This window comes from Mycobacterium sp. NGS19, assembly GCF_059813155.1.
This window is the reverse complement of sequence record NZ_JCALEB010000016.1, coordinates 1-374: the sequence shown is the minus strand read 5'-3', so window position 1 is coordinate 374 and position 374 is coordinate 1. Positions and strand designations below refer to the sequence as shown.

The window sequence follows — 374 nt, the reverse complement described above, 5'->3', positions numbered from 1 at the left end:
TGATGATGCGCGCACACCAACACCAGGTTGGCCAACTCGGTGGCGCCGCCGTCCTCCCAATGCCGAAGGTGGTGGGCGTGCAAACCGCGGGTGGCCCCGCAGCCGGGCACCACACAGCTGCGGTCACGATGCTCAAGCGCACGGCGCAGCCGCCGGTTGACCACCCGGGTGGTGCGCCCGGCGCCGATGGGTTGCCCGTCGCGTTCGAACCACACCTCACAGGTGGCATCACACGACAAAAAGCGGCGCTCGGAATCCGACAACACCGGCCCCAGATGCAGCGCCGCGACACGCGCCTCGACATCCAGATGCATCACCACGGTGGTGTGCTGGCCGTGCGGGCGGCGCGCCACCTCGACATCCCAGCCCGCCTC

1 protein-coding gene is annotated in these 374 nt (G+C 69.5%); it reads right to left on the bottom strand.

What is annotated here, in order from left to right; all coding sequences use genetic code 11:
- Positions 1-374 (bottom strand): HNH endonuclease signature motif containing protein (locus AC5Y4N_RS21065; protein WP_499912855.1); only part of this gene is annotated, 374 nt, incomplete at both ends.